Annotated in this window: 20 protein-coding genes; 9 read left to right on the top strand and 11 right to left on the bottom strand. The window is 72.5% G+C overall.

Annotation, left to right across the window (positions count from 1 at the left end; translation table 11 throughout):
• Positions 1-6 precede the first annotated feature (6 nt).
• The 5 genes from AB0A74_RS15320 to AB0A74_RS15340 form a co-directional block, all read right to left on the bottom strand.
• Positions 7-570, bottom strand: coding sequence for a hypothetical protein (locus AB0A74_RS15320; RefSeq protein ID WP_358249743.1), 564 nt, complete (start codon positions 568-570; stop codon positions 7-9).
• The gene (locus tag AB0A74_RS15325; protein WP_358249745.1) at positions 567-2,180 is read right to left on the bottom strand and encodes an extracellular solute-binding protein; all 1,614 of its coding nucleotides are present in this window, start codon (positions 2,178-2,180) and stop codon (positions 567-569) included. Before AB0A74_RS15325 ends, AB0A74_RS15320 begins: the two co-directional genes overlap by 4 nt.
• The gene (locus AB0A74_RS15330; protein ID WP_358249747.1) at positions 2,177-3,265 is read right to left on the bottom strand and encodes a toxic anion resistance protein; all 1,089 of its coding nucleotides are present in this window, start codon (positions 3,263-3,265) and stop codon (positions 2,177-2,179) included. The genes AB0A74_RS15325 and AB0A74_RS15330 overlap by 4 nt, the downstream gene beginning before the upstream one ends.
• 1 nt (position 3,266) lies before the next feature.
• Positions 3,267-4,328 carry a hypothetical protein gene (locus AB0A74_RS15335; protein ID WP_358249748.1) on the bottom strand — a complete coding sequence of 354 codons (1,062 nt, stop codon included), beginning with the start codon at positions 4,326-4,328 and terminating at the stop codon, positions 3,267-3,269.
• A 166-nt stretch (positions 4,329-4,494) separates the two neighbouring features.
• On the bottom strand, positions 4,495-5,505 hold the full coding sequence (locus AB0A74_RS15340) for a substrate-binding domain-containing protein (RefSeq protein ID WP_358249839.1): 1,011 nt from the start codon (positions 5,503-5,505) through the stop codon (positions 4,495-4,497).
• Positions 5,506-5,595: 90 nt separating this feature from the next.
• Here AB0A74_RS15340 and AB0A74_RS15345 point away from each other — a divergent pair, with 90 nt between their 5' ends.
• Entirely contained in the window at positions 5,596-6,285 is a 690-nt protein-coding gene (locus tag AB0A74_RS15345; protein WP_358249750.1) for a carbon-nitrogen hydrolase family protein, read from the top strand.
• Between the two features lie 38 nt (positions 6,286-6,323).
• Complete coding sequence (locus tag AB0A74_RS15350; RefSeq protein WP_358249752.1) at positions 6,324-7,097, top strand: SDR family oxidoreductase; 774 nt, start codon at positions 6,324-6,326, stop codon at positions 7,095-7,097.
• A gap of 46 nt (positions 7,098-7,143) precedes the next feature.
• Here the strand turns inward: AB0A74_RS15350 and AB0A74_RS15355 are convergent, their stop codons facing one another.
• Positions 7,144-8,277 (bottom strand): trypsin-like serine protease, encoded by a 1,134-nt coding sequence (locus tag AB0A74_RS15355; RefSeq protein WP_358249754.1) that lies wholly within the window; start codon positions 8,275-8,277, stop codon positions 7,144-7,146.
• Between the two features lie 522 nt (positions 8,278-8,799).
• On the opposite strand from AB0A74_RS15355, the gene AB0A74_RS15360 reads away from it, so the two are divergent.
• Complete coding sequence (locus AB0A74_RS15360) at positions 8,800-10,146, top strand: cellulose binding domain-containing protein (protein ID WP_358249756.1); 1,347 nt, start codon at positions 8,800-8,802, stop codon at positions 10,144-10,146.
• 65 nt (positions 10,147-10,211) lie between these two features.
• Here AB0A74_RS15360 and AB0A74_RS15365 read toward each other — a convergent pair whose 3' ends face one another.
• On the bottom strand, positions 10,212-11,345 hold the full coding sequence (locus AB0A74_RS15365) for an epoxide hydrolase family protein (RefSeq protein ID WP_358249758.1): 1,134 nt from the start codon (positions 11,343-11,345) through the stop codon (positions 10,212-10,214).
• Positions 11,346-11,406: 61 nt separating this feature from the next.
• Between AB0A74_RS15365 and AB0A74_RS15370 the strand changes: the two genes are divergently transcribed.
• Complete coding sequence (locus tag AB0A74_RS15370; RefSeq protein ID WP_358249760.1) at positions 11,407-13,839, top strand: AAA family ATPase; 2,433 nt, start codon at positions 11,407-11,409, stop codon at positions 13,837-13,839.
• Here the strand turns inward: AB0A74_RS15370 and AB0A74_RS15375 are convergent.
• Positions 13,826-15,829: a neutral/alkaline ceramidase gene (locus AB0A74_RS15375; protein ID WP_358249762.1), complete on the bottom strand. Its 2,004-nt coding sequence runs from the start codon at positions 15,827-15,829 to the stop codon at positions 13,826-13,828. The genes AB0A74_RS15370 and AB0A74_RS15375 overlap by 14 nt on opposite strands.
• Positions 15,830-16,057: 228 nt before the next feature.
• On the opposite strand from AB0A74_RS15375, the gene ligD reads away from it, so the two are divergent.
• From ligD to AB0A74_RS15395, 4 genes are all read left to right on the top strand, one after another.
• Entirely contained in the window at positions 16,058-17,002 is a 945-nt protein-coding gene (gene ligD / locus AB0A74_RS15380; RefSeq protein ID WP_358249763.1) for a non-homologous end-joining DNA ligase, read from the top strand.
• 85 nt (positions 17,003-17,087) lie between these two features.
• The gene (locus tag AB0A74_RS15385) at positions 17,088-18,299 is read left to right on the top strand and encodes a cytochrome P450 (RefSeq protein WP_358249765.1); all 1,212 of its coding nucleotides are present in this window, start codon (positions 17,088-17,090) and stop codon (positions 18,297-18,299) included.
• A gap of 135 nt (positions 18,300-18,434) precedes the next feature.
• A complete protein-coding gene (locus AB0A74_RS15390) occupies positions 18,435-19,214 on the top strand; it encodes an ion transporter (RefSeq protein ID WP_358249767.1) in 780 nt (259 codons plus the stop codon).
• A gap of 33 nt (positions 19,215-19,247) precedes the next feature.
• Positions 19,248-19,832, top strand: coding sequence for an XRE family transcriptional regulator (locus AB0A74_RS15395; protein ID WP_358249769.1), 585 nt, complete (start codon positions 19,248-19,250; stop codon positions 19,830-19,832).
• 30 nt (positions 19,833-19,862) lie between these two features.
• Here the strand turns inward: AB0A74_RS15395 and AB0A74_RS15400 are convergent, their stop codons facing one another.
• The 3 genes from AB0A74_RS15400 to AB0A74_RS15410 form a co-directional block, all read right to left on the bottom strand.
• The gene (locus tag AB0A74_RS15400) at positions 19,863-20,483 is read right to left on the bottom strand and encodes a class I SAM-dependent methyltransferase (protein ID WP_358249771.1); all 621 of its coding nucleotides are present in this window, start codon (positions 20,481-20,483) and stop codon (positions 19,863-19,865) included.
• A 63-nt stretch (positions 20,484-20,546) separates the two neighbouring features.
• The gene (locus tag AB0A74_RS15405) at positions 20,547-21,068 is read right to left on the bottom strand and encodes a hypothetical protein (protein WP_358249773.1); all 522 of its coding nucleotides are present in this window, start codon (positions 21,066-21,068) and stop codon (positions 20,547-20,549) included.
• A gap of 88 nt (positions 21,069-21,156) precedes the next feature.
• Positions 21,157-22,086 carry an FAD-dependent oxidoreductase gene (locus AB0A74_RS15410; RefSeq protein WP_358249775.1) on the bottom strand — a complete coding sequence of 310 codons (930 nt, stop codon included), beginning with the start codon at positions 22,084-22,086 and terminating at the stop codon, positions 21,157-21,159.
• Between the two features lie 314 nt (positions 22,087-22,400).
• On the opposite strand from AB0A74_RS15410, the gene AB0A74_RS15415 reads away from it, so the two are divergent.
• Entirely contained in the window at positions 22,401-23,462 is a 1,062-nt protein-coding gene (locus AB0A74_RS15415; RefSeq protein ID WP_358249777.1) for a chitinase, read from the top strand.
• Positions 23,463-23,466 lie beyond the last annotated feature (4 nt).

Genomic DNA, 23,466 nt, shown 5'->3' on the forward strand with positions numbered 1-23,466 from the left:
CCTCTCCTAGTGGTCGCGCAGGTAACGCCCGTGGTCGGTCTGGCGGTGCACGTCGGTGGCGTAGAAGCGTTCGGCGAGCCGCTTCGCCTGGCCCTCCAGCAGGTCGAGCTGGGCGAGGAGCTCCTCCCCCGCTCCGCGCTGCGCCGACAGCCACCAGGGCAGGTTGAGGTAGGTCTCCACCGACAGCGGCAGGTCGGTGCGGGCCAGGCGGACCAGGTCGTGGCGCAGGTCCGGGTCGGTCAGGCGGGCGGGCCTGGCCAGCATGTCGTCCAGGACCTCGCAGATCCGGCGCAGCGTGTCCACCGTGGCGTCGGGCATGCGGGAGGAGCGCGCGGTCACGTCGCGGACCAGGCCGGCCAGGCCGGTGCGCAGTTCGCCGGCCTCGGTGGCGGCGTCCCGGGGGACCAGCCGGACCTTCTCCGGCGGGGCGAGCAGCGCGCCCGCCGCGTACAGGCCCGCGACGACGGCCGGCCACCACGAGCCGACCACGCCGGTCGCGTGCAGGACGACGCCGCCCAGGCCGCCGACGCAGCCGACGAGGTTCTTGGTCGAGCCCAGGTACCGCATCACTGGTAGCCGCGGATTTCCTTGAAGACGTCCGGCAGCCGGGTGGTGCGGGCGTCGAAGACCTTGCCGCCGGTCAGCTCCGCCACCCGGGACAGCTCGTCGCTGCTGCCCTCGCCGAACAGGACGGTGAACACCGGCACCCGCCGGACCGGCGCGGGGACGCCGGGGAACTCCGCCTGGAACCGGCCGAAGTCGCGGCCGTTGGCGTTCTCCCCGTCGGTCATCAGCACGATCGAGTGGAACCGGTCGGGGTCCTTGGCCAGCACCGGTTCCAGCACGTCGTAGGCGCGGTCGAGGCTGTCGTAGATCGCGGTGCCGCCGTTGGCGTCCAGGCCCTCGGCGAACGCCTTGACCTCGGCCAGCACCGCCTGCGGGTCCTGCTCGGGGACGACGAACGTGCGCGGCTGGTGCGGTGTGGTGTCGAACGGCATGATCGTCACCTCCTCGCGGTTGCGGAAACCCCGGAACCGTCCGGTGAGCGTGTCGTCCGCGCCGGTCAGGCCGACCAGGGCCGTGCGCAGCGCCTCGATGCGCTCCCCCGCCATCGAACCGGACGTGTCCACCACGTACAACGTGCGCGACGGGCGGCGGATCTCGTTGAAGTAGGCCGAGAGGAGCGCGTCCACGGCGTCCCGGGTCGCCGGGAACGGCAGTTCCAGCAGGTCTTTCGCGGTGAACCGCGCGCCGAGTTCGACGCCGGGGACGACCGGGCGGCGGTGGGTGGTCTCGGCGATCCGGCGCTGCGCTTCGGGGGTGCGCAGGTGGTCGGTCAGCCGCTGGTGCGCGCCGCGGGCGTCGTCGTTCGCGCCGGTGAGCAGGGTCAGCGGGTAGTCGGCGGTGACCACGCCGTCGCTGGGGTGGATGATCGTCAGCGGTTCGGGCAGGCCGCCGGCGGCGTTCATCGACAGCAGCACGGACTCGTAGTTGATCAGCCCGTCGATCCGGCCGGCCGGGTCCTGGGCGCGCTTGCGGTAGGCCTCCGACAGCCAGCCCGACGACCCCGAGGACAGGGCCTGCGCGCTGAAGAACTCGGTGAGCTTCGGCGTGACGGCGGCGACCTGGTTCGCGTCCACGGCGTTGCCCGCGCCGGCCAGCGCGGAGGCCACGGCGACCAGCGCGGAGAAGCCGGAGTTGGACGCGGACGGGTCGGTCATGCCGTAGCTGAACGCCTTCCGCCCGGCCTTCTCGGCGACCTCGGCCCACCCGACCGGCCGGTCGGCGAACCCCAGCCGCCGCGCCGCCGACTCGGACAGGCCCAGCACCACCGGCGAACTCATGATCTTGACCTGGTCGCCCAGGCGCCGGGCGGCCTCGGGGATCGCCGCCGGGTAGCGGTTGGAGGAGAACCAGACCGCGTCGTAGGCGCCGTCGGCCGCGCCGGAGGCCAGCGACTCCGCGCCCTCCAGGGTGCCGGTGAAGCTGAACTTCACGCTGACCCCGGTGGCCTTGGCCGCCTCCTCCAGCACGGGCTGCATGTCGGCCAGTTCGCTGCCGGCCAGGACGCGCAGCGTGCCCGGTTCGGCCGGGCCGACCGGCTGCCCGGGGTCGGCCGGGTCGTCGGTGCACGCCGTCGCCAGCGCCGCCACCAGCAGGAACGCCAGTGCCTTCCTCATCGGTCCCCCTCGTGCGAGCGCCGCAGGTGCTCCTCGGCGCGGCGGATCTCCCCCGACAGCGACTCCACGGTCGCGGCCATCGTCCGCACGGCCTCCGCGCGGTGGCCGTCGACCGCGTCCAGCGCCGCGTAGATCCGGTCGAACGACGCCCGGATCGTCTCGGCGGCCACCGCCGGGTCGCTCGACGCGCGCTGGATCTCCGCGCCCTGCAAGCCGATCAGCTCGGTGTTGGCGCGGATCAGGCCGTCGGTGGTGGCGCGCAACGCGGTGACCTCGTCCAGCACGTCCCGCTGGTTGGCCAGCGCGGACGCGACCAGCAGCGCCACCTGGAGGGCGCTCAACGTGGTGGAGACGGCGCGTTCGACGCCCCGGACCAGCTCGTCGTTGTTGCGGCGCACCAGGTCCAGCGCGAGGTAGCCCTGGGCGCTGACCGCGAGCTGGGTGAGCAGGTCCTGGTGGCGCTGCCGGATCGGGTGCAGGGCGTCGGCGCGCAGGGTCCGGGCGCGCCGCGGGTCGGTCAGGTCGAACACCTCGGCTTGGCGCTCCACGGCGGCGTCCACGGCCTCGGCGAACGCGGCGGCCTCGGACAGCCGGCCCATCGCCTGCCAGAGCCGTTCCCGCTCGCCCTTGAGGGCGGCGTTGTCGCGGCGCAGCGCGTCCTGGCGTTGCCGCAGGTCCAGGACCAGCGCCTGGACGGGTTCGCGGGCGGCGCGGTAGCGGTCCAGGGCCTTCTTCGCGGCCCCGGCGGCGGGGAACACGCCGAGCAGCTTGCGGCCGGTGAGCGGCAGCCTCGACGGGTCCAGCTCGCCGACCGTCCGGCGCAGGCCGGCCAGGGTCGTGGTGACCGGGTCGCGCGGCGTGGCCTGGTCGGTGACGGCGCGGTCGAGCATGGCGCGGGCGACGGCGGCGGCGGTGCGCATGTCGGACTCGCCGATGGCCAGCAGCTCCTCCACCCGGTCGGTGAACTCCGGCGAGCGGACGTCGAGTCCTTCCAGCCTCCGGGCGAACTCCTCGGCCTTGCGGGCGATCTCGTCGCGGGTCCGCGGGCTGAGCGTGACCAGTCCGGCGGGGGTGGGGTCGTCCATGTCAGTACCGCTTCCCGACCTCGTCGAGCAGCCGTTCGAGGGTCTCGAACGACGGCGGCTCGACGGCGTCCACCAGGTCCGCCGGCGCCTTGTCCCCGGCGACCTCGGCGAACAGGCCGGGGTTGGTGGTGCGGAAGCCGAAGGTGGCGGCGAGGCGGCCCAGGTCGGGGTCGGTGGCCAGGAGGTGGCCGACGCGGTCGCCGGTGGCCGACAGCGGGACCAGGGTGTGCTTGGAGTAGACGGTCGGGGCCGTGTAGAGCATGCGCATGTCCGGGCGGATCGAGCCGTCGGCGCGGATCAGGCGGTCCACGTACTGCGACTCGTAGACCAGCGCCATCGGGGTCTTGCCCATGCCGGCGGACAGGTAGTCCTCGAACGGCCCTTCGGTGCTGTTCTGCGTGTAGCCCTGGTCCAGGAACAGCTTCGCGATGCGCGGCAGGACCTTCGCCTCCTGCTCGGCGTTGCTGACCACGGCGTTGCCGTTGGCCACGAAGGAGACGATGGACAGGTACATGGCGGCGGAGTTGGACTCGCGCGGGTCGGTGGTGGTGATCAGGACGTTCTTGCGGGCCGGGTAGGCGGTGTTGCCGGGCAGTTGGTCCCACCGCTTGTCGGCCAGTTCGAGGTAGTTGGCGACGTCGAGCACCCGGTAGCCGCCCGCGCCCTTGCGGACCGCGCCGTTGACTTCGAGCAGGGTGACGATGGGCTCGAACGTGGCGACGGCCATCGGCGAGTGGAACGGCGTGTGGACCGAGGTGACCTTGCGGTCGCGCTGGATCTTCTGCGCGGCCGGGGCCGAGGAGGGGAACGCGAACTCGTACTTGCCGAGGTCCACGGTGGTGGCGATCTGCCGCGAGCCGGCCGTGTCCACCTCGACCTTGAGCTTGTGCTTGGCGAAGGCCTCGACGACGCGGGGGTCGGTGAAGAACGCCTGCTTCTCGGAGCCGATGACACCGCGAACGGTGGTCAGGCTGTCCGGTTCGTCTTCCCGCCCCCAGACCACCACCGCCACCACGGCGAGCAACAGCACCACGGCCAAGCCGATGGACAACCGGCGCTTCACGGCCTACCCCCTCGTCCCCAGTCGCTCGCGATCTTGCATCCCGTTCGACTCGTTTGACGCTCAAACGGGGTTGCGCGGGGTGAACCTTGGGTGAACGGGAAGGGGCGACTCGGGGCCCGGTGGTCGGGCCCGGTGGTCGGGCCCGGTGGTCGGGCCGGCTGGTAGCTCAGGTGGGACGGCTCCGGCGGCTGGACTCGCGGACCACCAACTCGGGCCGGAACTGGACGTGCCGGTGCGTGTGCTCCGCCGGCGCCATGGTCTCCTCGATCACCAACGACGCCGCCGTCCGCCCGATCAACTCCCGGGGCTGCCGCACCGACGTCAACGGCACGGCCGCCGCGGCCGCGAAGTCGATGTCGTCGTACCCCACCACCGCGATGTCGGCCGGCACCCGCACCCCCTCGCGCACCAGCACCTGCAGCAGCCCCAACGCCACCAGGTCGTTGGCGCAGAACACGGCGTCCGGGCGCACGTCCCGCTCCAGCAACGCCCGCGCCACCCGCTGCCCGGCCGCCACGTTCAGCGCCGGCACGCGCACCTCCTCCAGCTCCCGCCCGGCCACCCGCGCCGCCTCGGCCGCGCCCGCCCACCGCTCCCGCGCCTGGTGCAGGCTCTCCGGCCCGTTCACCATCACGATCCGCCGGTAGCCCTCGGTGATCAGGTGCGTCAGCGCCAGCCGCCCGCCGGCGCGGTCGTCCACGGCCACCGAGCACAGGTCCGGGTTGTCGGTCGGGTGGTCCAGCAGCACGACCGACAGGCCGCGCGAGCGCAGCCGCCGGACCGGGGCGTCGGTGTCCACCGGCGTGATCAGCACGCCGTGCACGCGCTGTTCGGCCAGCAGCTCCACGTGCCGGGCCTCGCGCTGGGCCGAGTCGTCGCTGTTGCACAGGATGACCGCGTGGCCCGCGTCGCTGGCGGTGTCCTCGACGCCGCGGGCGACGTCGGTGAAGAACGGGTTGCCGACGTCCAGGACCACCAGGCCGATGGCGCGGGGTGTGCCCGAGCGCAGCTGGCGGGCGGCGTCGTTGCGGACGAACCCGAGTTCGTTGATCGCGCCCAGGACGCGTTCCCGGGTCGCCGGGGCGACCAGGTCGGGCCGGTTGAGCACGTTGGACACGGTGCCCACCGACACCCGCGCCCGCGTCGCCACGTCCCGGATGCTCACCGGTGCGCCCACCGCCCACCCCTCCTCCCGCTCGGGCAAAGCGCGCAGTGTACCCACGGGCAGCGCTCCCACATGCGCGTTCGCCGGATAGGCTGCTCACCCGTGCAACCCCTCGCGATCGCCGTGGCCCAGCCGCCGAGCCACCCCTACGACGTCGCGGCCAACGCGCGGGCCCACGCCGAGGTCGTCCGCGCGGCCTGCGCCCGGGTGGTCGTCTTCCCCGAGCTGTCCCTGACCGGCTACCACCTCGACGTGCCGATCCTCGACCCCGCCGACCCGCGCCTGGAACCGCTGGTCACGGCCTGCGCGCAGACCGGGTCGATCGCCCTGGCCGGCGCGCCGGTGGACGGCCCGCACATCGCGGTGCTGGCGGTGGACGGCACGGGCGCGTCCGTCGCCTACCGCAAGATGTGGCTGGGCGAGGAGGAAGCACACCGGTTCCGCCCCGGCCCCACCCCGGGCGTGCTCACCGTCGACGGCTGGCGCCTGGGCCTGGCCGTGTGCAAGGACACCATGACCGGGCAGCACGCCACCGACACCGCCGCAGCCGGCGTGGACGCCTACGTGGCCGGCACCCTCAAGCCCGACACCCTCGCCGACGCCCAGTGGGACCGGGCCCGGGCGATCGCCGTCGAGCACGGCCTGTGGGTGGCGGTGGCGAGCTTCGCCGGCTCGACCGGCGAGGGCTTCACCTCGGCGGCCGGCCGTTCGGCGGTGTGGTCGCCCACGGGCGACCTGGTGGCGTCGGCCGGGCCGGAGGTCGGCGCGGTCGTCCGGGCCACGTTCGCCTGATCGCCCGCGCCCGCCACGACGTGGTTGCATCTTCCGCTATGGGCGATGTGGCGGTGGTGACCGGAGCGGCGCGCGGGTTCGGGCTCGGGATCGCGCGGCGGTTGGCCGAGCGCGGGTACGTGGTCGTGGGGACCGACGTGGATCCGGTGGTCGAGGAGGTCCTGTCGCGGTTCGGGGCGCGGGGTGTGGTGGCCGACGTGCGGGAGCCCGCCGCGCACCGGGCCGTCGCCGAGGTGGCCGCGGGGCTCGGGCGGGTCGCGGTCTGGGTGAACAACGCCGGTGTGCTGGCCACCGGGCCGGTGTGGGAGCTGGACGACGACGTGGTCCGCCGGGTCGTCGAGGTCAACCTGCTGGGCGTGGTCAACGGGTCGCGGATGGCCGTGGAGGCCATGCGCGCCAGTGGCGGGCGCATCCTGAACATCGCCTCGATGTCGGCCTACGGGCCGGTCCCGGGCCTGGCGCTCTACGCCGCGACCAAAGCCGCCGTGCTGAACTTCTCCACCAGCCTCCAGGGCGACCTGGACCTGGCGGGTGTGCCGATCCGCGTCCACACGCTGTGCCCGGACGCCGCCGACACCGCGATGGTGGAACAGGTCCGCGACGACGCCGACTCCGCGATCCTGTTCTCCGGCGGCGGTCTGCTCCCGCCCGACGAGGTCGCCGACCGGGCGGTCGCGATGCTGGACGGCCGGCGGCTGGTGCGGGCGGTCCCGGCGCACCGGGCGGGGATGGCGCGGCTGGGCGCGTTGGCTCCGTCGGTGGGTCTGCGGGTTCTTCGCGCGTTGCGCACGTGGGGCGAGAAGCGGAGATGAGAAATGCGGTGGCACGCCCTCGTGCCACCGCATTCCCCGACGTGGATCAGGAAGTCAGCAGGGTGACGCCGTAGTAGTTCGCGGCGTCCACCACCGGCTGGTAGTAGGAGTAGGAGCCGGTCGCGCCGGAACCCTGGTTCCAGCCGCAGTCGTGGCCGTCGGCCGGGCCGCCGGAGGTCATGCCCTGGGCGGTGTTGCCGGCGATGTACGCGCCGCCGCTGTCGCCGCCCTCGGTGCACACCGTGGAACGGGCCAGACCACGGGTGGACGTGCTCTCACCCGAGTAGCGGACCGTGTAGTTGTAACCGGAGATCGTGCCGCAGGTCCAGCCGGTGGTGTTGCCCGCCTTGCACAGCGAGGTGCCCACCGGGGCCTTGGACATGCCGCGCACGGCGACCGTGGTGCCCTTGCGGGTATCGACGTAGGCGCGCTGGGTGTCCTCGGCGTCCACCGACATCAGGCCCATGTCGTAGGACGGGAAGCGGGTGGCGATGCCCTTGCCGATGTGGTTGCCGTTGGCGTCGTAGATGTCGGGGTTGCCCTCGACGCAGTGACCGGCGGTCAGCAGCACCTTCTGGCCGTTGCGGGTGCCGTTGAAGCCCAGCGAGCAGTTCGTGCCGGGCACCAGGTCCATGATCCGACCGGGGACGACGTCGGCCTGCGGGGCCAGCCGCGCGGCGCCCCGCTCGACGGCCACGCCGTCGATCCGGGACAGCTTCGCGACCAGCGCGGACGTGGCGTCCGGCTCGACGGTCACGACGACCCGGTCGGCCACCAGGTCCGGCCCGAAGGCCTGCACCTGGGCGAGGTCCGAGCCGATGGCCTGCTCGACGCGGGCGGTGAGGGCGTCCAGCGCCTTCTCGCCGCGCACACCGGTGCGGGCGGTCAGGCCCGCCCCGGTGACGGCGGCGGCGTCGGTGGTGTTGACCACGAGCCGGCCGGAGCGGTCGAAGTACGCGCCGTCAACGGAGACGCCGCGGTCGCGCAGGTCGGCCAGCGTGCCGGCCTGGGCCTTCTCACGGTCGAGCCGGTCGGCGGCCTGGGCGGGCGAGGTGCCCAGTTCGGCGGCCAGGGCGGAGAGCATCGCCGGGTCGTAGTCCGGCGCTGCGGAGGCGGTGGGGGTCAGCAGGGCAGCCCCGACCGCGACGCCCACGAGGGCGCCGAGAGTGCGGATCTTCATTTTGTCAGCTTTCATCGCAGGGTTCGACAAAACTGGCACTGGTAATGCGCGGAAATCACCCCGGAATGACGCGGTGACATTCCTGTGGCGACGGACCGGCGTTTTCACCGGGCCGGCGCAACGTTAACCCGGCCAAACCGTCTGCGCACACCTACGAAAGTAGGCGGATGACTGCCGACCGTGATCGGGTGCGCGCCGTCCGTGCCTGGTCCGGCCCCGGCGGACCCCGCCGAGCCCGCGGGCGAGCGGTCACCGCGAGGGGCTGGGAGGTCTGTCGGACGGCGGGCGGCGTGACCCGATCGGACGTGACGGGCTCCCCCGTCGAGCCGACGGTCGTCTGGTACGGCCGACGGGGGCGCGGAAACCGGGATTCGATTAAGCGGTTCAGGACCGTGAACACGGAGTGCGGCGGAAGTGGGGCTTGCAGGCGGCGAAAGGGTTGCGTTAACGTGCCGTTCCGGGAGCGCTCCCAGGCTGTTCACCTGCATGAACTCAAGATTTTCTGCTCGCAAGGAGGCGTGCGTGAGTTCACAAGAGGAAAAACGTTCCCGCCGGGTCGTGCGAATGGTCGCGGGGGTCGCGGCGGCGGTGCTGCCGGCGGCACTGGTGCTCGTGGGGGGCGCCAGTGCCGGGGCGGCGACCGGGTGCCGCGTGGACTACAAGGTCACCAACCAGTGGCAGGGCGGCTTCGGCGCGGAGGTCGTGGTGACCAACCTCGGCGACCGGCTCGACGGCTGGGCGCTGAAGTGGGACTTCACCGCCGGGCAGCGGGTCGAGCAGGGGTGGAACGGGACGTTCGGCCAGTCCGGGAGCACGGTGACGGTCACCAACGCGTCGTGGAACGCGTCCCTGGCGACCGGCGCGACCGCGGCGCTCGGGTTCAACGGCACGTGGACCGGCGGCAACCCGGCCCCGACGTCGTTCACGCTCAACGGCGTGTCGTGCACCGGCGGCACCACGACCACCACCACCACGACCACCACGACGACCACCACGACGAACAACCCCGCGCCGCCCACGGGCCTGGTCGGCTGGGCCACGCAGAACGGCGGCACCACCGGCGGCGGGTCGGCGGCGGCCGTGTCGGTGAACTCGGCGTCCGGGCTGGCCACGGCCGCGGCGGGCACGGGCGCGGCGGTGATCCGGGTGACCGGGTCGTTCTCGTGCTCGGGCATGATCCGGGTCGGGTCGAACAAGACCATCCTGGGCGCGTCCGGGGCGACGATCAGCGGGTGCGGTCTGACGTTGAGCGGGTCGAAGAACGTCATCATCCGGAACCTGACCTTCACCGGGTGGGACGATGACGCGATCAACGTCGAGTCGGCGTCCACGAACGTGTGGATCGACCACAACACGTTCAGCAACGGCTACGACGGGGCCGTGGACATCAAGCGGGCGTCGGACTTCATCACGGTGTCGTGGAACCGGACGTTCAACCACGGCAAGACGATGCTGCTGGGCCACAGCGACGGCAACGGTTCCCAGGACCGCGGGCACCTGCGGGTGACCTACCACCACAACCACTTCGACGGGTCGGGCACGCGCCACCCGCGGGTGCGGTTCGGCAACCCGGTGCACGTGTTCAACAACTACTACCGGGACAACGAGTACGGCGTCGCGTCCACTTGCGACGGTGGTGTCCTGGTGGAGGGCAACTACTTCGAGAACGTGGACGAGCCGACGCTGGTCGGCTACGCCGGTTCGCCGGCGGGCACGCTGGTGCAGCGCGGCAACCACTTCGTCGGCTCCGGCACGCCGCAGTCGGCGGGGTCGGTGGCGGCGATCCCGTACTCGTACACGCTGGACAACGCGGTGGACGTGAAGTCGATCGTGACGGCCGGGGCGGGCGCGGGCAAGATCAGCGTCTAGCGGACAGGACCAGCGTCCAGCAGGTGCGGCCCGGCGGCGCGCGTCACCGCCGGGCCGCACCCCGATCACCCGGCCAGGGCCCCGAAGAACTCGCGGACGTCCTCGACCAGCAGGTCCGGCGTCTCCAGCGCGGGGAAGTGACCGCCCCGGTAGAACTCCGACCAGTGCGTGACGTGGTGGGCCTTCTCCGCGAAGCGGCGGATGGCGTAGTCCCCGGTGGGGAACACGGCCACGCCGGTCGGCACGGTCGAGGGCGGTTTCGGGGCCCACATCGCCGGGTCGTTGAAGCGTTCGAAGTAGGAGTTGGCCACGCTGCGCGCGGTGTCGGTGAACCAGTAGACGCTGACGGTGGCGAGCAGCCGGTCGATGGCCACGGCGTCCTCGGGCAGCTCCTTCGCCGCGTCGGTCCACTCCTTGTACTTCTCCACGATCCAGGCGAGCTGGCCCACCGGGGAGTCGGCGAGGGCGTGGGCCAGCGTCTGCGGCCGGGTGCCCTGCAACTTCATGTACGCGGACAGGTGGTCCTGGAAGTTGTTCATCGCCTTGAGCCGCAGCTGCTCGTCCTCGGTCAGCGCCGCGATGTCGGCCGGGTCGCCGGTGGGGAAGGTGACCAGGGCGTTGGCGTGCACGCCGATGACGTGCTCGGCGGCGACGCGGCCCAGCGCCGTGGCGATGAAGGCTCCGACGTCGCCGCCCTGCACGCCGTAGCGGTCGTAGCCCAGGCGGGCCATGAGGGTGGCGAAGGCGGCGGCGACGCGGGTGTCGGTCCAGCCCGCGGCGGTGGTCGGGCCGGAGAAGCCGAACCCGGGGATCGACGGGATGACCAGGTGGAAGGGGGTGTCCCCGGTGGTCAGCGGTTCGATCACGTCGAGGAAGTCCACGACCGAGCCGGGCCAGCCGTGGACGAGCAGCAGCGGTGTGGCGTCGGGGTGTGCCGAGCGCACGTGCAGGAAGTGGACGTTCTGCCCGTCGATCTCGGTGGTGTGCTGCGGGTACCGGTTGATCTCGGCTTCGGCGGCCCGCCAGTCGAACCCGTCGGCCCAGCGGGCCGCGAGCCGCTTGAGGTAGCTCGTCGGGACGCCGCGCTCCCAGCCGACGCCGGGCAGCTCGTCGGTCCACCGGGTGCGGGCGAGCCGCGCCCGCAGGTCGTCCAGGTCGGCCTGGGGGATCTCGACGCGGTAGGGCCTGATCTCGTTCATGGTGACGATCGTGCAGGTAAAGGGGTTTGTCGCGGATCATGAGATCTCGTTATCTTCGCCTGTGAGCCTCTTCAGGAGCAGTGGCACGTTCGTCGGTCGCGGGGCCGAGCTCGCCGCGCTGCGCGCCGCCCACCAGGCCGGTGCGCGCATGGTGCTGATCACCGGTGACGCCGGGATCGGCAAGTCCCGGCTGGTGCGCGAGTTCACCGACCGGCTCGGGCCGGGCCCGCGCGTGCTGACCGGCCGCTGCCTGGAGTTCGGCAACGACGGGCTGCCGTTCGCGCCGTTCCGGGCGCCGCTGCGGAGCCTGTCGATCCCCTCCCCCGACGACTGGGGCGCGGTGCTGCTCGCCCTGGAGGGCGCCGCCGACGACCGGCCGCTGGTGCTGGTCCTGGAGGACCTGCACTGGGCCGACGCCTCCAGCCTGCGCCTGCTCACCTTCCTCGTGGCCAACCTCGCCCACGACGACGTGTTCCTCATCGGCACCTACCGGGCGGCCTCCGGTCCGCTCCGGCGGCTGGTCGCCGAACTGGTCCGCTCCCCCGCGGTGGAGCTGGTCACGCCCGCGCCGCTGAGCAGGCACGAGACCGGCCGTCAGCTCGCCGCGCTGCTGGGGCGGGAGCCGGAGCCGACCCTGGTCACGCGGGTGTTCCGGGCCAGCGGCGGCAACCCGCTGTTCGTGGCGGCGCTCGGTGAGCACCCCGAGGACACCCCGGCCGAGCTGCGGGAGCTGCTGCTGGCGGGGCTGCCCCCGCTGGCCGACGACGAGGCCCGGGTGCTGGCGCTGGCCTCGGTCGCCGGCACGGGGGTGGACCACGACGTCCTGGCGCTGGTCAGCGACCTGCCCGAACCGGACCTGCACCGGGCGCTGCGCCGACTGGTGGACCAGCACGTCCTGCTGGCCGACGGCGCCGGGTACGCGTTCCGGCACGCCCTGGTCCGCGAGGCCGTCTACCAGCGGCTGCTGCCGGTCGAGCGCACCGGTCTGCACGCGCGCTTCGTGACGGCGCTGTCGGGCAGGCCCGACCACGTCGCCCGGGTCGCGGCGCACGCGGACGCGGCCGGCGACCGCACCCGCGCCCTGCGCGCCGCGTGGGAGGCGGCCGGCCGGACCGGCGCGGCCCCGGAGCGGCTGCACCTGCTGGAGCGGGTCCTCCAACTGTGGGACGAGGTGGACGACACCGCCGGCATCGACCGGCTCGCCGTCCTGGACCAGGCGGTGGAGGCGTGCCTCGCGCTCAACGCGGTCCCCCGCGGCCTGCGCTGGTCGGCCGAGGCGCTGGCCGAAGCGCCGGACCCGCGGCGCTACTACCGGCGGGCGCGGCTGAAGGACATGGGCTCGGGCGGCGGTACCGACGACCTGCGCACCGCGCTGGACCTGCTGCCGGAGCCGACGCCGCTGCGCGGCGAGGTCCTGGCCCTGCTGGCGCTCGACCTCGTCTTCGCGGGCGACCCCGCGCAGGGCGAACGCCACGCCCGCGCCGCCCTGGACCTGGCCACGCGGCTGGACCTCCCGCCGCTGGCCGCCCGCGCCCACGCCTACCTGGGCCTAGCCCGCGCCGCCGAGCCGGCGACGGCCTTCGAGCACTTCGCCGCCGCCCGCGCCGCCGCCGACGCCTCGACCACGATCACCGTGGCCACGTGGGAGTCGGCCCTGCACGTGGCCGTGGGCGCGTACGCCGAGGCGATCGAGGTGATCCGGCTCGGTCTGCGGCAAGCGCAGGAGAGCTTCCAGTACGCCACGAGCGCCCCGGTCCTGGTCGTGAAGTGGGTGCAGGCGCTGACCGCGCTCGGCCGCCGGTCGGAGGCGCTCGACCTGGTCGAGGAGATGCTCGGCGAGCCCGACCTCCCCCGGTTGAGCCACGCCGCCCTGCTGATCGGGCGGGGCGAGGTCCTGCTGGCGCGGGGCGACCGGGGCGACGCCCGCGCCGCCGCCGACCACGCCGGGCGGCTGCTCGGCGACGAACCGTGGACCAGGCCCTACCGGATCAGGCTGGCGACGCTGCTCGTCCGCCTCGACCCCGGCGCGGCGGCGGACCGCTACGCCGCGGCGGCCGACGACCTCGCCGCCCACCCCCACGAGGCGTGGGCCCTGGTCGCCGCGGCCAGGCCCGCGCGGCTGCCGGACCTGCCGGTCGTCGGGCCGGTGGACGAGGCCTACCGCGCCCAGGCCCGCGGCGACCGGGCGACGGCCACGCGCATCTGGCGCACGCTGGACAACCGGCACGAGCTGGCGCTCATCGGGGAGGACGCGCCGCGGCCGACACCGGCCCGGTCGCCGCTCGCGGGCCTGACCGCTCGGGAGTCGCAGGTCCTGGCGCTGGTCGCCGAGGGCAAGAGCAACCGCCGGATCGCGGCCGACCTGGTCATCAGCACCAACACCGCGGGCGTGCACGTGTCCCGGATCCTGGCGAAGCTGGGCGCGACCACCCGCACCGAGGCGGCGCGACGGTTCCTCGACGCCGTGTCGGCCGACCCGGTCAGCTCACGGTGAAGGGGCGGGTGGCGCCGGTGAACGGGGTGATCGCGCCGGTCCAGCCGCTCTTCCAGTCGCCGTGGTGGACCAGCCGGTAGGTGCCGGGTGGGGTGTCGCCGGGGATGGTCCAGGTGATGGTCGCTTCCGAGTTCGCGATGCCCTGGCGCCGCCAGCGGTAGCGGGTGGTCCAGTCGCCGTCGTCGGCCACCCTGGTCCAGGTGCCCCCGACCAGGCGTTGGACCTCCAGGAAGGTGCCGTTGCGGCGCAGGTTGTTCTTGGGGTGGCCGGTGACGAACACCGCCGTGGCGGTCTGGCCGCGGGTGTGGGCGGGGGCGGGTTCGGTCAGGACCTGGCCGAAGGTGTGCCAGGGGGCCTTGTCGTCGAAGACCACGCCGGTTTGCAGGTTCAGGTCGGTGAACGGCGGCTTGCCGGGGGTCGGGCCGGGCGTCAGGGGTGTGCCGGAGCGCAGGGACGCGGCCAGCTTGCCGAACTCCTGCTGGTACGCGGGTGTGGTGTTGCGGCCGAACAGGGTCGATCCGCCCTCGTACTGCTGGAGGTCGTACTCCTCGGGCGTGGTGACGTACTGGCTGTAGTCGTTGGCGTAGCCCTGGATCAGGACGTGCTCCAGGGGGACGCCCAGTTCGGCCGCCACCGAGCGGCGGATGCGCAGGCCGGCGACGATGGTCACCTCGCCGGGCACGGCCACCAGGTGCAGTTGGCCGATCTTGACGATCTGCAACGGCAGGACGTCCGGCGTGGCCTGCACCAGACCGGTCGGCACGAGCGAGGCCTTGGGGTACTGGCAGTCCTTGAGCCACTGCGGCACTTCGACGTTCAAGGGTTCGAGCAGGGCCTTGATGGGGCTCTGCATGCCCTCGGTGAAGCCGGGGATGGCCGGGCCGTCCTCGGTGCTGCCCGCGATGGTGGACGCGCCGACCACGCCGGAGCACGTCCGGCCGGTGCGGCCGTCGGTGGTGTAGCGGCCCTCGACGGTGACCGCGCCCATGTCCACGAAGCGCATCCGGTGGTCGATGCCGCCGGTCACCGGGGTCTGCGGTCCGGAGTAGACGCGTTGCGCGGCGCGGTTCTGGCGTTCGCCGATGACGCGGGTGTTCTCCACCTCGTCCTCGGTCGGGCCGGAGCCGGGGCGCAGGTTGAGGTTGGGTGACATGTCGCCGGCGTTGGTGTTGGGGAACGCGGCGACGAAACCGGGGCGGTCGTCGAGGTAGCGGACGCCGGTGTCGTCGTGCTCCCACTGGTAGGCCGCGTAACCCTTGTTGTCCGGGCTGATCAGCGTGTTGGCGTTGGTCATCGACGTGTTGTGGGTGGCGAACCACGAGATCGCGCCGACGTCGGTGCCGCCCTGGCGCAGCCGCAGCACGGTCATCGCCGGGTCGATGGCGTTCGGGAAGTGCCCCTTGTCGGGGTTGCGCTCGAACGCGACCCGCGAGCGGTTGACGCTGGCGTCGGTCAGCTCGCCGGTGTTGAGGGACAACGACCCGGGCTTGAGGTCTTCGTGCGCCTCGACCACGGACTCCACGATGCCGTCGGTGACGGCGGCCAGGGTCTGGGGCTGCATGCCGAGGATGGACAGGTTGTAGGCGAGGTTGTGCGAGTAGCCGCCGGGCCCGGCGTGGGTGTGGGTGGCGGAGAGCAGGACGTTCTCGCGCGTGTAGAGGGTGCCGTAGCGGGCCTGGAGCTTGGCCAGCACGTTCTCCTGGACCGCGCGGAAGATCATGGCGAGGTCGGCGTTGACGTAGACGACGCGCCTGGTGGACGACCGGTCGACCACGACGAAGGCGCGGGAGCGTTGGCGCTGGTGGATGCCGGTGGTCTTCTGGTCGAACTTGGAGTAGCCCATCATGCCGTTCTCGGCGGCGGGCCCGGTGACGTCGGAGATGCCGCGCCCGACGAGGTACGGCTCGGCCGTGGCCTGCGCGGCGGGCAGACCGGAGAGCACCAGCACGCCCGCCAGGCAGGCGAGCACGGACGTGACGGTCGACCTCATGCGCCGCTCCCGAGTACGCGAATCGGATTCACCTTTACCGGACGGTAGGTGATCGGAGCCACACCCGGCAACCCCCGGCGGTCGGCTGTCCGGACGCGGTGGGGTGGGGGCGGGCGGTGGCGGGCGGGGCGTGGTTCGTTCGGCGGTGCGGGTCGGTGGGCGGGTGGTTCGTTCGGCGGTGGGGGTCGGCGGGCTGTGCGGGTGGGGGTTTCGGGTTAGGTTCGGCGCATGGGCCAGTCGCCTGCCGTCGAGTTGGAGGTCGGGGACCGCACGGTGCGGATCTCCAACCCCGAGCGCGTGTACTTCCCCGCCCGCGGCGAGACCAAGCTCGACCTGGCCCGCTACTACCTCTCCGTCGGGGACGGGATCGTGCGGGCGTTGCGGGAGCGGCCCTGCATGCTGCACCGGTTCCCGTCCGGGGTGAGCGGCGAGAAGGTGCACCAGAAGCGGTTGCCGTCGGGGGCTCCGCCGTGGGTCCGGACGGTCCGGGTGCACTTCCCCCGGTACGACCGGCACGCCGACGAGCTGTGCGTGACCGACGTGGCGGACGTGGTGTGGGCCGTGCAGATGTCCACCGTCGAGTTCCACCCGTGGAACTCCCGCCGCGCCGACACCGAGAAGCCCGACGAGTGGCGCATCGACCTCGACCCCATGCCGGACTGCCCGTTCTCCCGCGTCCGACGGGTCGCGCACGTCGCCCACGAAGTGCTCGACGAACTCGGCGCGGTCGGGTGGCCCAAGACCTCCGGCGGGCGCGGCCTGCACGTCTACGTGCGGATCAAGCCCGAGTGGGGGTTCTCCGACGTGCGGCGGGCCGCGCTGGCGTTCGCGCGCGAGGTCGAGCGGCGGGCCCCCGACGACGTGACCACGACGTGGTGGCGGCGGGACCGGGACCCGAAGGAACTGTTCATCGACTACAACCAGAACGCCCGCGACCACACGATCGCCGCGGCCTACTCGGTGCGCGGCAACCCCGAGGCGACGGTGTCCACCCCGATCCGCTGGGACGAGATCGACGACGTGGACCCGCGCGACCTCACCATCGCCACCGTCCCCGCCCGCTTCGCCGAGCTGGGCGACCTGCACGCGGGCATCGACGACGCGGTGTTCTCGTTGGAGCCGCTGCTGGAGTGGGCCGACCGCGACGGCGACGAGCCACCCGAAGAGACGTGAACCGCTCTCGGGTTACTCCGGATGCGCGGCGAATCCCTCGTCTGGACCGCACCTCGGGCCGGCGGGGTCGGAGGAGACTGCGGACATGAGCGATTCAGCCATCGCGCCGCCGGACCTGTTCACCCCCGACCTGATCGCCGACCCGCACCCCGTCCTGCACCAACTCCGCACGCACAGCCCGGTGCTGTGGGCCGAGCCCCTCCACGGCTACCTGCTGACCCGCCACGCCGACATCGTCGCCGCCCTCAAGGACCGCAGGCTGGTCCCCGCCAACATGGGACAGGGCCTGGACCGGCTGAGCCAGGAAGAACGCGACGAGCTGGCCCCGGTCTGGCAGTCCGTGCAGCTGTGGATGGGCCACACCAACGAGACCGACCACCTCCGCTTCCAACAGCTCCTCAAGCGCTACTTCACCCCCTCGACGGTGAACAAGCTGCGCCCCCGCGTCCGCGAGCTGGCCGGGGAACTCATCGCCGCGGTCAAGGACCAGGGCGGCATGGACGTCGTCCGCGACCTCGCCTACCCGTTGCCCGCCAACGTGATCGCCGAGATGCTGGGCATGCCCACCGACGAGCGCGAGCGGCTCCAGGCGTGGTCCAAGGACATCCTCGCCCTGTTCGCCCCCGCCGACATGGCCGCGCTGCGCCGGTGCCAGCGCAGCGTCCTGGAGATGCAGGACTACGTCCGCGGCCTGGTGGCGGCCCGCCGCGCCGACCCGCGCGACGACCTGATCAGCATGTTCGTCGCCGCCGAGGCCGAGGGCGTGGTCAACGAGGACGAGATCGTCGCCAACTGCGTGCTGCTGCTGTTCGCGGGCCACGAGACCACCGCGAACCTCATCGCCAACGGCCTGGTGCTGCTGTTCGAGAACCCCGACCAGTTCGAGCTGCTCAAGAGCAAGCCCGAGCTGATGGCGAGCGCGGTCGAGGAGATGCTGCGCTGCGACGGCCCGGCCAGCGTGATCATCCGGGTCACCGCCGAACCCGTCGAGTTCTCCGGCCAGGAGATCCCCGCGGGCAAGAACGTCTACCTGGCGATGCTGGCCGGCAACCGCGACCCGGAGGTGTTCGCCGACCCGGACAGGTTCGACATCACGCGCACCCCCAACCGGCACACGGCGTTCGGCCTGGGCTCGTTCTACTGCCTGGGCGCGGCGCTGGCCCGGATGGAGGCCGACGTGTGCTTCACGGTGCTGCGCGAACAGCTCCCGGACCTGCGCCCGGCCTACGACAAGGTGGACTGGGTGGCCACCCAGGTCGCCTCGCGCCGCCTGGCGTCGCTGCGCGTGGCGTTCTGACCCGCTCGGCGCGGCTCCTCCCACGGCGGGGAGCCGCGCCGAGTTGATCACCCGGCCAGGTGAACCGGCTCAAGCGGGCCGGTCGGTCCGCCGATGCACGTCCTTGCCACACCCACTGGGCGAGGAGTGTTTCGGATGGCTTTGCGCGAACGGGTTGCCGAGGTCGTGGACGGCCGGCGCTGCCAGCAGGTGGTCATCGCGGTGATCGTGGTCAACGCGATCGCGCTGGGATGTGAGACCTCGCCGTCGCTGGTGGCCTCCTACGGCGGGCTGTTGACCTCGATCGACCACGTGGCGCTGGCGATCTTCGTCGTGGAGCTGGCGGCGCGGCTCTACGCGCACCGGGCGCGGTTCTTCCGGGACCCGTGGAACTGCTTCGACTTCGTCGTGGTCGGGGTGTCGTTGCTGCCGGCGGCGGGGCCGTTGTCGGTGGTGCGGTCGTTGCGGATCCTGCGGGCGCTGCGGCTGGTGTCGATGGTGCCCAGCATGCGGCGGGTGGTCAGCGCGCTGGTGCGGTCGGTGCCGGGGTTGCTGTCGTTGACCGGGTTGCTGCTGCTGTTGCTGTACGTGGGCGCGGTGATCGCGCACAACCTGTTCACCGCGAGCGGGGACCCCCGGTTCGCCGACCTCGGGTCCACCCTGCTCACGCTGTTCCAGATCACCACCGGCGACGGGTGGTCGGACATGATGCGGGACCTGATGGTCGCCCAGCCGCTGGCGTGGATCTTCTTCGTCGGCTACCTGCTGGTGGGGACGTTCACCATGCTGAACCTGTTCATCGCGGTGGTGTGCAGCGCGATGGAGTCCGACGCGGACTCGCCCGACCAGCAGGTGCTCAAGGAGGTCCAGGCGTTGCGGGAGGAGGTCCGGCGGCTGTCGGTGGTGCGGCTGCCCGACCACGTCAGCCGCAACTGACCCCGTTTGCCGGGCGGTTGCCGGTTCGGCAAGATGACAGCGGTGGACGACTTCGACGACGTGCTCAAGGCGGTCGGGCCGCGGCTGCGGGCGATCCGCAAGCAGCGCGAGGTGACGCTGGCCGACCTGTCCGCCCAGACCGGCATCTCCGAGAGCACGCTGTCGCGGCTGGAGAGCGGGCAGCGGCGGGCCAACCTGGAACTGCTGCTGCCGCTGGCCCGCGCCCACGGCGTGCCGCTGGACGAGCTGGTCGGCGCGCCCGACACCGGCGACCCGCGGGTGCACCTCAAGCCGGTGCGCCGCGGCGGGCGGACGATCATCCCGCTGACCCGGCGGGCGGGCGGGCTCCAGGCGTTCAAGATGATCATCCCGGGGGTGCGGTCGCACGTCGAGCCGGAGTTGCGCGTGCACGAGGGCTACGAGTGGATGTACGTGCTGGACGGCAAGCTCCGGCTCTACCTGGGCGAGCAGGACCTGGTGCTCAAGCCGGGCGAGGCGGCGGAGTTCGACACGCACGTGCCGCACTTCTTCGACGCCGCCGACCGCAACCCGGTGGAGTTGCTGACCCTGTTCGGCCAGCAGGGCGAGCGGGCCCACCTGCGCGCCCGCTCGCGCTGAGTCGCGCTGGTCGGGTTGTCGGACGCCGGCTCAGCGGAGGCGGCGGACGCGGACGACGTTGTCGGTGCGGGTGCCGGGCACGCCGTCGGGGCTGTTGTGCTCGCGCTCGACCACGTCGTCGGTCTCGACCACCCAGTCCTGGTCCAGGTCGAGGGCGGCCAGGACGTCGGCGGTGGTCGGGAAGCGGTGGTCCTGGTGCGGGTGGTCGTGCTGCCAGGTCGGCCACCCGGCGTGCCCGCCGACGACCAGCACCCCGCCGGGGGCGACGGCGTCCTTGGCGCGCTTGAGCACGGTGTCGCGCTCGCCGTCGCGTTCGACGGGCGAGTGCAGGAACTGGGCGGAGACCAGGTCGAACTCGCCCGCGGGGAAGGTCTCGGCCAGGTCGTGGCGTTCGAAGGCGATCTCGACCCCGGCCTGCTCGGCGCGGGCGGCGGCCCGGGCCAGGGCGGTGGCGGAGATGTCCACGCCGGTGACCCGCCAGCCGCGCTGGGCGAGCCAGATGGCGTCCCCGCCCTCGGCGCACCCGAGGTCGAGCGCGGTGCCGGGCTCCAGATCCCGCACTTCACGCTCCAACAGCGGGTTCACCTTGCCGCTCCACACCTGGTCGCGGTCGAGGTAGAAGGTCTCCCAGAACTCTTCGGCAGTCGTCATGGCCGCACTGTGCACCGGGGCCGCGCCGGCGTGCCACATTTCTTGCCGATCCGGCAACCGGTGTCAGGGGCGCGGGGTGCGGACGGCGACTTTCGCGACGTCCTTCAATAGGTCCGCGCTGGGTTCGCCCTGCACCGGTTCCGACTCGGCGACCACGACGGTCGTGTCCAGTTGTTGCGAGTCGTAGTGGTGGGCGGTGAAGGTGATGGGGTCGAGTTGGAGCAGGGACGGGGACAGCGGGGTGATGTCGCCGGTGCCGTGGATGTCCTCCACGCGTTTCCACTCCGCCGCCACCTCGGGGCGTTCGAACTGCACCCACGCCACGGACACCGCGATCAGCGTCCCCCGGTCGTCGCGGACGGTCATCAGCAGCCGGGTCAGGGAGACGCACGGGGTGGCGGTCAGCAGGTCGCGGACCTGGCCGAAGGAGTGGGACACGCAGTCGGAGTCGTCCTGGGTGGCCCGGTCGACCACCTCCAGGCCCAGTGCCTGCCACGGTTCGTCGTCGGGTGCGGACAGGCCGCCGGCACCGGCCGCCACCACGCCCGCCAGCGCCGCCGCGGCCACCACGCCACCGGATCCCACGTCCGCTCACCCCCTCTCCGCGTGGAAAAACGGTAACCCACGAGTTGCCCGCGCCGACCCGATCACAAACCGACTCACGAACCCGGGGTCACGAACCGATCAACCGCACCACGTCCTCCGCGCACCCCCAGGACAGCGTGACCCCGGACCCGCCGTGGCCGTAGCACGACACGACCGCCTTGCCGTCACGCTCGACCCGGTCCACCCGCACGGCGGACCGCGCCGGCCGCAACCCGACCGCCCGCGACACCACGGGCGCGTCCCGCAGTTCCGGCACCAGGGCCCGGACCCGGTCGAGGATGGCGTGTTCGACCTCCGGGGACGGGGTGAGGTCGGTGGCCCCCTCGTCGGCGGTGCCGCCGCACACCACGTGGTCGCCGCGCGGGATCACGTAGGTCAGGCCGGCGGGGTTGTCGTCGTCGATGAGCCACCGGTGCAGGCCCGGGTTGGCCAGCCGGACCACCTGGCCGCGCACGGGGACCAGGTCGTCGTCGCCGAGCAGCGTTCCGGAGCGCAGGCCGGCGGCCACGACGACGGTGGGCTGGGGCAGAACACCGAGGTCGTCGATCTCGGCCTGCCGGAACGTCACCCCGGCCGTCGTGCACTGCCGGACCAGCCACGGCAGGTAGGTGGGCATCGACGCGACGGGCAGTGAGCACTCGACGCCGGACAAGACGCCGTCGGGCAGCGAAGTCGCGGGGCGGTGGTCGGGGACGGCCGCGGTCCAGGACAGGTCGGGGTCGGGGGTGCGGTGCAGGACCACGCCGGGACGCCGGTGCACGCCGCTGGACGGGTCGTGCGCGAGTTCCGCGAAGCGGCGCAACGAGACCCGGCCCCAGCGCAACACCGCGTCGGCCGGCGCGGCCCGGTAGGGGAACCACAGCCCGCCCGCCACCGCCGACACGGTGTCCCGCGGCGGGGCCGCCGCCACCACCTCGACCCGGTGCCCCTCCCCCGCGAGCCGCAGCGCGCAGGTCAGGCCGATCACCCCGCCGCCGACCACCGCGATCTCACCCATACCGCCCGTCCTACCAGAGGTTCCGCCGATCGTCGGGTTGTGGCCCGTTCGAACCGACTGCTTCCATGGGGTTTCCGATAGATCACTTCTGGCGGCGCAAACCGGCGGCACCCCCGCCGGGGGCCAGTGAGCGAGAACCCCGGAGGTTCGTTGCGCTGCCCAGGACGCCCCCGTCCAGGACATCCCGTCCGGACACGCCTGCGCGCGGCCGGCTCGCGCGGCCCTGTCACCGCCCTGCCGACGGACCTCGCCAGGAACACGACTCCGGCGGGACGGCCCTGCGGACCCGGCCCGTCGGGATTGGAGTGGCGAAGATGACCCATCGGATCAAGCGGCTGCTCGCCGTCGCGGCGGCGGCACTGCTGGCCCTGCCCCTGACCAGCGCCCTGCCCCTGACCAGCGCCGTGGCGCAGGCGGCGGAGGTGTGCGCGGTGAAGTCCCGGCCCACCGGCAAGGTGTTGCAGGGCTACTGGGAGAACTGGGACGGCGCGAAGAACGGCGTGCACCCGCCGCTGGGCTGGATCCCCATCACCGACAGCCGGATCGCGGCCAACGGCTACAACGTGATCAACGCGGCGTTCCCGGTGATCCGCTCCGACGGCACGGTGCTGTGGGAGGACGGCATGGACGTGGACGTGAAGGTCGCGACGCCGGCGGAGATGTGCGCGGCGAAGGCGGCCGGCGCGACGATCCTGATGTCGATCGGCGGCGCGGCGGCGGGCATCGACCTGTCCTCGGCGGCGGTGGCGGACCGGTTCGTCACCACGATCGTGCCGATCCTGCAGCGCTACAACTTCGACGGCATCGACGTCGACATCGAGACCGGCCTGGTGGGCACCGGCAACATCAACACGCTCTCGCCCTCGCAGGCCAACCTGATCCGGATCATCGACGGGGTGCTGGCGCGGATGCCGGCGAACTTCGGCCTGACCATGGCCCCGGAGACGGCGTACGTGACCGGCGGCAGCGTGGTGTACGGGTCGATCTGGGGCGCCTACCTGCCGATCATCAAGAAGTACGCGGACAACGGCCGCCTGTGGTGGCTGAACATGCAGTACTACAACGGTTCCATGTACGGCTGCTCGGGCGACTCGTACCAGGCGGGCACCGTGCAGGGCTTCACCGCGCAGACCAACTGCCTGAACAAGGGCCTGGTCGTGCAGGGCACCACGATCCGGGTGCCGTTTGACAAGCAGGCGCCGGGGCTGCCGGCGCAGCCCGGCGCGGGCGGCGGGTACATGTCCACCGGGTCGGTGGCGCAGGCCTGGAACACCTACAACGGGCAACTCAAGGGGCTGATGACCTGGTCGATCAACTGGGACGGGTCCAAGGGCTGGTCGTTCGGGCGCAACGTGAAGTCGTTGCAGGGCAGGTGATCGG

This window comes from Saccharothrix sp. NPDC042600, from assembly GCF_040647305.1.
Taxonomy (GTDB): domain Bacteria; phylum Actinomycetota; class Actinomycetes; order Mycobacteriales; family Pseudonocardiaceae; genus Actinosynnema; species Actinosynnema mutabilis.